Raw genomic sequence first — 6,579 nt, 5'->3', positions numbered from 1 at the left:
ACAGGTTTTTGTATTGATCCATAAAAACACCTTTTGATTATTCTGTATTTACTGCTTCTGCAGCTGCGTTTGCTTTAAGCGTGGTTGTTCAATTGAAGTCAAACAAAGAAGAAGAGAAGAGATAAAGCAATAGCGATTTGCAATAAGTATGATTTTAAATAATCCCAAAATTCTGCAGAAAAACAGAAATATTTAAAACAAAAAAAAAGGACAAATAGATAAAAATCTAATTGTCCTTTTGTCGGGGTGGCAGGATTCGAACCTGCGGCCTCCTGCTCCCAAAGCAGGCGCGATAACCGGGCTACGCTACACCCCGAGGCAAAATTTATAAGCGGAGAGACAGGGACTCGAACCCTGGCGACGATTACTCGTCGACAGATTAGCAATCTGCTCCATTACCGCTCTGGCACCTCTCCAAGCTCAAGAATATATATCCTGTTTTGCGGTTGCAAATTTAAGACAACATTATATTTCTCACAAGTATTTCGGCGCTTTTTTTTGATTATTTTTAATCTTTTTCTGAAATAGCTTAACAATCAAATAAATAGAATTAACAAAAAAATCACATTAAATTCAAAATCCCGTCTGGAAATATAAAATTCAATCGAATTGACTCAAAATTTGAATTTGTACAAATAAAGATTAAATTTGCTTTATTAACTAATAATACAGAAAATGAACAAAAGAGTTGTTATCGTTTCTGCCGTTAGAACACCTATCGGAAGTTTCATGGGAGGTTTATCTACCGTACCCGCACCAAAATTAGGCGCTGCCGCTATAAAGGGAGCACTACAAAAAATTAACCTTGACCCAAAATTAGTTGATGAAGTATTTATGGGTAATGTGATACAAGCAGGAGTTGGTCAGGCTCCGGCACGTCAGGCAGCACTTTTTGCCGGTCTGTCACATGAAGTTGCCTGTACTACCGTAAACAAAGTTTGTGCTTCAGGAATGAAAGCTGTAATGTTTGCTGCTCAGGCTATCGCCTGTGGAGATGCAGAAATTGTTGTAGCAGGCGGAATGGAAAACATGAGTTTGATTCCACACTACGTGCAAATGCGTAACGGAACCAAATTTGGTCCTTCTACTTTACTGGACGGAATGCAAAAAGATGGTTTGACAGATGCTTACGATAACAACGCAATGGGAGTTTGCGCTGACTTATGTGCAACTGAATACAACATCAGCCGCGAAGAGCAGGATAATTTTGCCATTCAGTCTTACGAAAGAAGCGCAAAAGCCTGGGATGCCGGAAAATTCGACAGCGAAGTTGTTCCTGTAGAAGTTCCGCAAAGACGTGGTGAACCAATTATATTTTCAAAAGACGAAGAATATACCAACGTAAAACTAGATAAGATTCCATCATTAGGTGCTGTTTTTACAAAAGACGGAACCGTAACAGCTGCGAATGCTTCTACAATAAACGACGGAGCAGCTGCGTTAGTGCTAATGTCTGAAGAAAAAGCAATCGCATTAGGATTAAAACCTTTAGCTTACATCAAAGGATATGCAGATGCAGCGCAAGAACCAAAATGGTTTACAACAAGCCCTGCAAAAGCATTACCAAAAGCTTTAGACAAAGCAGGAATTGCTATTGGAGATGTTGATTATTTCGAATTCAACGAAGCTTTCTCTGTAGTTGGATTAGCCAATTCAAAAATTCTAAACCTTGATAACGATAAAGTAAACGTAAATGGTGGTGCTGTTTCACTAGGACATCCTCTTGGATGCTCAGGAGCCAGAATCATTGTAACGTTGCTTAATGTTTTAGAACAAAATAATGCCAAAACCGGAGCTGCTGCAATTTGCAACGGTGGCGGTGGTGCATCAGCAATTGTTATCGAAAGAGCTTAAAAAATACTATTTCAGGAGTTATTGCGTTTGCAAATAACTCCTGTTTTTCAACTTATAAATTACCTTAAATGTTCGGAATCTGTAATCTAGCCATAGTACCTGTTCGATCAGAACCAAGTGACAGAAGTGAAATTGTCACACAACTTTTGTTTGGAGAGCACATCGAAATCTTAGAAGTTCAAAAACAATGGGCGCGAATAAAAATTCAGTTCGATGGTTATGAAGGTTGGGTAGATCCTAAACAATATCAGGTAATTTCAGAAGCCAACTACAATCAATTAAGCAAAGAAGCCATTATTCTTAATGCTGATTTAATCGATTATATCACTTCCACCAACAACTTATTATTACCAATTCCGCTTGGTGCCTCTTTATCCTTTTTAAACAACAGCGAAATCAATACTTCCAACTTTGACTTCGAAGGCACTAAAACAAGTGGCGTAAAACCAAAAAGCGCGCTCATAAGCACCGCTTTTATGTATTTGAACACTCCGTATCTTTGGGGAGGAAAAACACCTTTTGGTATTGACTGTTCAGGTTTCACACAAATGGTCTACAAGCTAAACGGCTACAAAATACATCGTGATGCATCGCAACAAGCCTTAGAAGGAGAACCATTGAGTTTTATCGAAGAAAGCGAAGCAGGAGATTTGGCATTTTTCGATAATGAAGAAGGTAACATCATCCATGTCGGGATCATTATGGACAACAATTATATCATTCACGCAAGTGGAAAAGTACGCATTGACCGTTTAGACCACACCGGAATCTACAATCCTGAACTCAACAAACACACACATCAATTGCGTGTTATCAAGAAGATCATTTAAAAATAAACACCAAGAAAATCTTGGCTAAAAATTTCGTGCTAATTCATGCAATTCATGTTTAGGCATTAATCCGAATCGTTTTTCTAAACTCAGACGGACTATTACCGCGTTGTTTCTTAAAGAATTTATTAAAGTGACTTTCGTCGCTAAAACCAAATTCATACGCAATTTCATTAATGCGTTTTTCGCTGAACTGCAAACGGTGCTCAATTAACTTTGTTTTGTAATTGCTAATATATTGCTGCATGGTTTCGTTGGCATGTTTCTTAAAATAACGTCCTAAGTAGGTATTCGAAATACCAAAATAAGCACTCAGCGATTCTGCTTTTATTCTTTCAGGATAATAAATATTGTTCTGAATGTATTGCAAAATATCCATTGCTCTCCCCTCGCACCCAATACTCACCTGTTCCGGCAAATACTTCGCAATATTTCGCGCCACCACAATAATCAAAGTATTCACCAATTGCTGAATCAATTCCTTATTATAAACATCCTTATCATGATGTTCTCTGATGATCGCCTCAACCATAACCTTTACCAAACATTTATCGGCATCATTTTTTAAGATACAACCGGGCTGATGATTGGCATTTTGAAGAATATATTCTAAACGCTGAATATTTTCATTTTGCAGACTCGAGTTTTTTAAATAAATATCATTAAACCTCAAAAAGAAAAACTTCGTTTCCGTCTCGATCGTAAAATTATGGCAATCCTCAGGAGTTAGTAAAAATAAGTGTCCCGCATCGTACTCAAAAATATTTTTGTTAATACATTGCGAACCAGTACCTCCCAAAATATAGACCAATTCAAAGAAGTTATGACGATCTCCCACATCAGGATATTCACTCAGCGTTTCAAAAGAAACCGTAAACGGTTCGTATAAATTTTCCTTTTTCATCATTCATCAGTTTAATTGTGCAAATATACCTAAAAAACACAAATATGTACAAATTTACAATCATTAAAATGGTATAATTTTGCCAAACAAATTTTAAGCATTAAAACATAAGATTATGGAATATAGAAAATTAGGCAATACTGAACTTGAATTATCAACGATTACATACGGAGCATTTGCCATTGGCGGAAACATGTGGGGCGGCAACGAAAAAGCAGATTCTATCGCTTCTGTTCACGCATCAATCGATCATGGTGTTACCACAATCGATACCGCACCTTTTTACGGTTTTGGACTAAGCGAAGAAATGATTGGCGAAGCACTTCAATCACGTGATCGTTCGAAAGTACAGTTATTAACTAAATTCGGACTTGTTTGGGACGGCAGCAATCAAGGAAAAGGAGATTTCTTCTTTGATGCAGACGACAACGGAAAAAAAATCCCGATCTACAAATACGCTTCAAAAAACAACCTAATCAAAGAAGTCGAAGAAAGCTTAAAACGGCTACGCACAGATTATATCGATTTATTACAAATTCACTGGCCGGATTCTACAACGCCAATCCATGAAACAATGGAAGCGCTGGAAATCCTAATTCAACAAGGAAAAATCAGGGCAGCAGGCGTTAGCAATTACAGCGTTTCACAAATTCAGGAAGCACAAAAAACAATACAAATCGCATCGAATCAGGTTCCGTTCAGCATGTTAAACCGCAGTATCGAAACCGATTTGATTCCGCTTACCCTTTCAGAAAACATCGGCATTATAGCATATAGTCCAATGGAAAGAGGTTTATTGACAGGAAAATATTTTACCGACAGCAAACTAAAAGAAAACGATCACAGAAACGGATATTTCGGTCAGTTCGATCTACAAAAAGTAAAAACATTAGTCGAAGAATTAAGCTCACTAGCCAATACCAAACACATCTCGATCTCACAATTAGTATTGCGCTGGACCACTTTACAAAAAGGCATCACGATCGTTTTAGCAGGAGCAAGAAATGCAGAACAAGCTATTTCGAACGCTAAAGCAATGGATTTCGACCTGAACGCTTCAGAATTGGAATTTATTAACCAAGCCATTTCAAAAGTAAAGTAAGTAATAATTTGGGTGTGTCCCTTCAGGCCGGGCTTTCGGCTAAATCTTTTTTTTCGTTCCTCAAAAAAAGGATACCGCCTCTATCCCTCACACAACATTTTCAAAAGAAAAAACAGTATAAAAATGAAAAAGATATTTATAATCAACGGCGGACAAAAATTCGCACACTCAGGTGGAAAATTCAATCAGACCGTTCAGGATTGGACAGTTGAATTTTTAACTCAAAACAACTACGAAATAAAAACAACCCACATCGAAAACGACATCGACCTTCAGGAAGAAGTAGATAAATTTGTTTGGGCAGATCTTATTATTTATCACACACCAGTTTGGTGGTTTCAACTTCCGAATCTCTTCAAAAAATACATCGATGATGTTTTTACACAAGGACACAACAACGGTATTTACAAAAGCGACGGAAGAACCAGAACCAATCCCGACATCAATTACGGAACAGGCGGACTTTTACACGGACGCAAATACATGTTAACGACCAGCTGGAACGCACCAGCTACAGCATTTACACTTCCGGGAGAATTTTTCGACGAAACATCTGTTGACGATGGTGCCATGTTTGGTTTTCATAAAATGAATAAATTTACAGGAATGGAAAAAGTAAACGGATTCCATTTTCATGATGTCGAGAAAGGTGCTACAGCAGAAAATATTGGTATCTTTAAGGAAAATTATACCGCACATTTAGAACAAACTTTCAAAAACTTATAAGCATGATTTCAATTACAGCGCTATTCAAAAGCAAACCCGAACATAAAGCACAAGTACAAGAAATGCTGAATCATTTAGTAACCGAAACCAGAAAAGAAACAGCTTGCGCAAGATACGATCTTCACGCGACAGAAGATGTTTTTATTCTTTGGGAAGAATGGAAAGACCAGCCAGGACTTGACATACACAACAATCAGCCTCATTTGGTAGATTTTATCACTAAAATAAAAGATTTAGTTGCCGAACCTGTTCAGGTTTACAAAACAGCACAAATTTTATAATAATCTATCTGGCATTATAAACTGTTTTTGATTCTAGTCACAAACAAAAAAAGGCTTTAGTACAATCTGTAATGATTCTGCTAAAGCCTTTTATTCTTCAATTAAATAAATTTTAAAACTATTTATTTAATTCCGCCAAAAGCACCGAAACACATGTTTTTATGTAAAATTTCAACTTTAGAAAAACCCACTTTTTTCATTAAATCTAATTGATAATTTATTGATCTTGGAGTATCTTCTTTCTCAATATAATCCAACACTTTTTGACGATATTCTTCACCACCAATTCCCTCTAAATATTCTCCATAACGTTGCCATATATATTCATTCAGTAAATCCGTATCTTGTGTAACCAAGTCCGAAATCATCAGACAGCCGCCGGGTTTTAATAATTTGAAAATCTTTGCAAAAGTCGCTTCCCAATCCTCATCATCCCGTAAATGATGCAAAACAGCTCCTGCCAAAATAATATCAAAATGGTTTTCAGGTAATGAGACTTCCCGAATATCTCCCTGCAACGCACTTACTTGTCCACTTGTTTTTACTGAAATCCTTTCATAAGCCCTTATCAACATTGGCAAACTTAAATCTACCAAAGTGCAATTTAAATTTGGAACTTTAGACAACATCATCAAAGTGTAATTTCCTGCACCACAACCAATATCTAAAACATTTGTCGCATGAGGAACAATTCTTTTTGACGCTTCGGTAATTAATTCTAATGAAATTGTAGCGTCGATTGTAGCAACTTGCCCCGTCTCTAAATTCGAAAATCGTTCTACATCTTTGTCAAAGCGTTCTTTAATTTCTGTAACCGTTGATTTTTTCATAACTTTTTACTTTTCGTTGTTCGTGTACAATATGTATTAAAACTTGCAGCCC

The 6,579-nt window shown here is 36.8% G+C and carries 7 protein-coding genes and 2 tRNA genes; 5 read left to right on the top strand and 4 right to left on the bottom strand.

The annotated features are described in order from the left end of the window. Positions 1–241 precede the first annotated feature (241 nt). Positions 242–316: transfer RNA gene (locus B0A66_RS07260), tRNA-Pro, on the bottom strand. A 16-nt stretch (positions 317–332) separates the two neighbouring features. After that, positions 333–416, bottom strand: a tRNA-Ser gene (locus B0A66_RS07255). A gap of 259 nt (positions 417–675) precedes the next feature. On the opposite strand from B0A66_RS07255, the gene B0A66_RS07250 reads away from it, so the two are divergent. Both B0A66_RS07250 and B0A66_RS07245 read left to right on the top strand, forming a co-directional pair. Beyond that, on the top strand, positions 676–1,854 hold the full coding sequence (locus B0A66_RS07250) for an acetyl-CoA C-acyltransferase (RefSeq protein ID WP_089049190.1): 1,179 nt from the start codon (positions 676–678) through the stop codon (positions 1,852–1,854). Positions 1,855–1,922: 68 nt separating this feature from the next. Continuing rightward, positions 1,923–2,684, top strand: coding sequence for a C40 family peptidase (locus B0A66_RS07245; RefSeq protein WP_089049189.1), 762 nt, complete (start codon positions 1,923–1,925; stop codon positions 2,682–2,684). A gap of 58 nt (positions 2,685–2,742) precedes the next feature. On the opposite strand, the gene B0A66_RS07240 is transcribed toward B0A66_RS07245, so the two are convergent. Then, entirely contained in the window at positions 2,743–3,588 is an 846-nt protein-coding gene (locus B0A66_RS07240) for an AraC family transcriptional regulator (protein WP_089049188.1), read from the bottom strand. Between the two features lie 115 nt (positions 3,589–3,703). Here B0A66_RS07240 and B0A66_RS07235 point away from each other — a divergent pair, with 115 nt between their 5' ends. The 3 genes from B0A66_RS07235 to B0A66_RS07225 all read left to right on the top strand — a co-directional run bounded on the left by B0A66_RS07235 (position 3,704) and on the right by B0A66_RS07225 (position 5,697). Further along, positions 3,704–4,690, top strand: coding sequence for an aldo/keto reductase (locus B0A66_RS07235; protein ID WP_089049187.1), 987 nt, complete (start codon positions 3,704–3,706; stop codon positions 4,688–4,690). A gap of 123 nt (positions 4,691–4,813) precedes the next feature. Then, positions 4,814–5,416, top strand: coding sequence for an NAD(P)H-dependent oxidoreductase (locus B0A66_RS07230; protein ID WP_089049186.1), 603 nt, complete (start codon positions 4,814–4,816; stop codon positions 5,414–5,416). Between the two features lie 2 nt (positions 5,417–5,418). Next, positions 5,419–5,697: a putative quinol monooxygenase gene (locus B0A66_RS07225; RefSeq protein WP_089049185.1), complete on the top strand. Its 279-nt coding sequence runs from the start codon at positions 5,419–5,421 to the stop codon at positions 5,695–5,697. Between the two features lie 122 nt (positions 5,698–5,819). Here the strand turns inward: B0A66_RS07225 and B0A66_RS07220 are convergent, their stop codons facing one another. Continuing rightward, on the bottom strand, positions 5,820–6,527 hold the full coding sequence (locus B0A66_RS07220) for a class I SAM-dependent methyltransferase (protein ID WP_089049184.1): 708 nt from the start codon (positions 6,525–6,527) through the stop codon (positions 5,820–5,822). Positions 6,528–6,579 lie beyond the last annotated feature (52 nt).

Source organism: Flavobacterium hercynium, assembly GCF_002217285.1.
Lineage (GTDB): Bacteria > Bacteroidota > Bacteroidia > Flavobacteriales > Flavobacteriaceae > Flavobacterium > Flavobacterium hercynium.
This window is presented reverse-complemented; position numbering and strand designations above follow the sequence as displayed.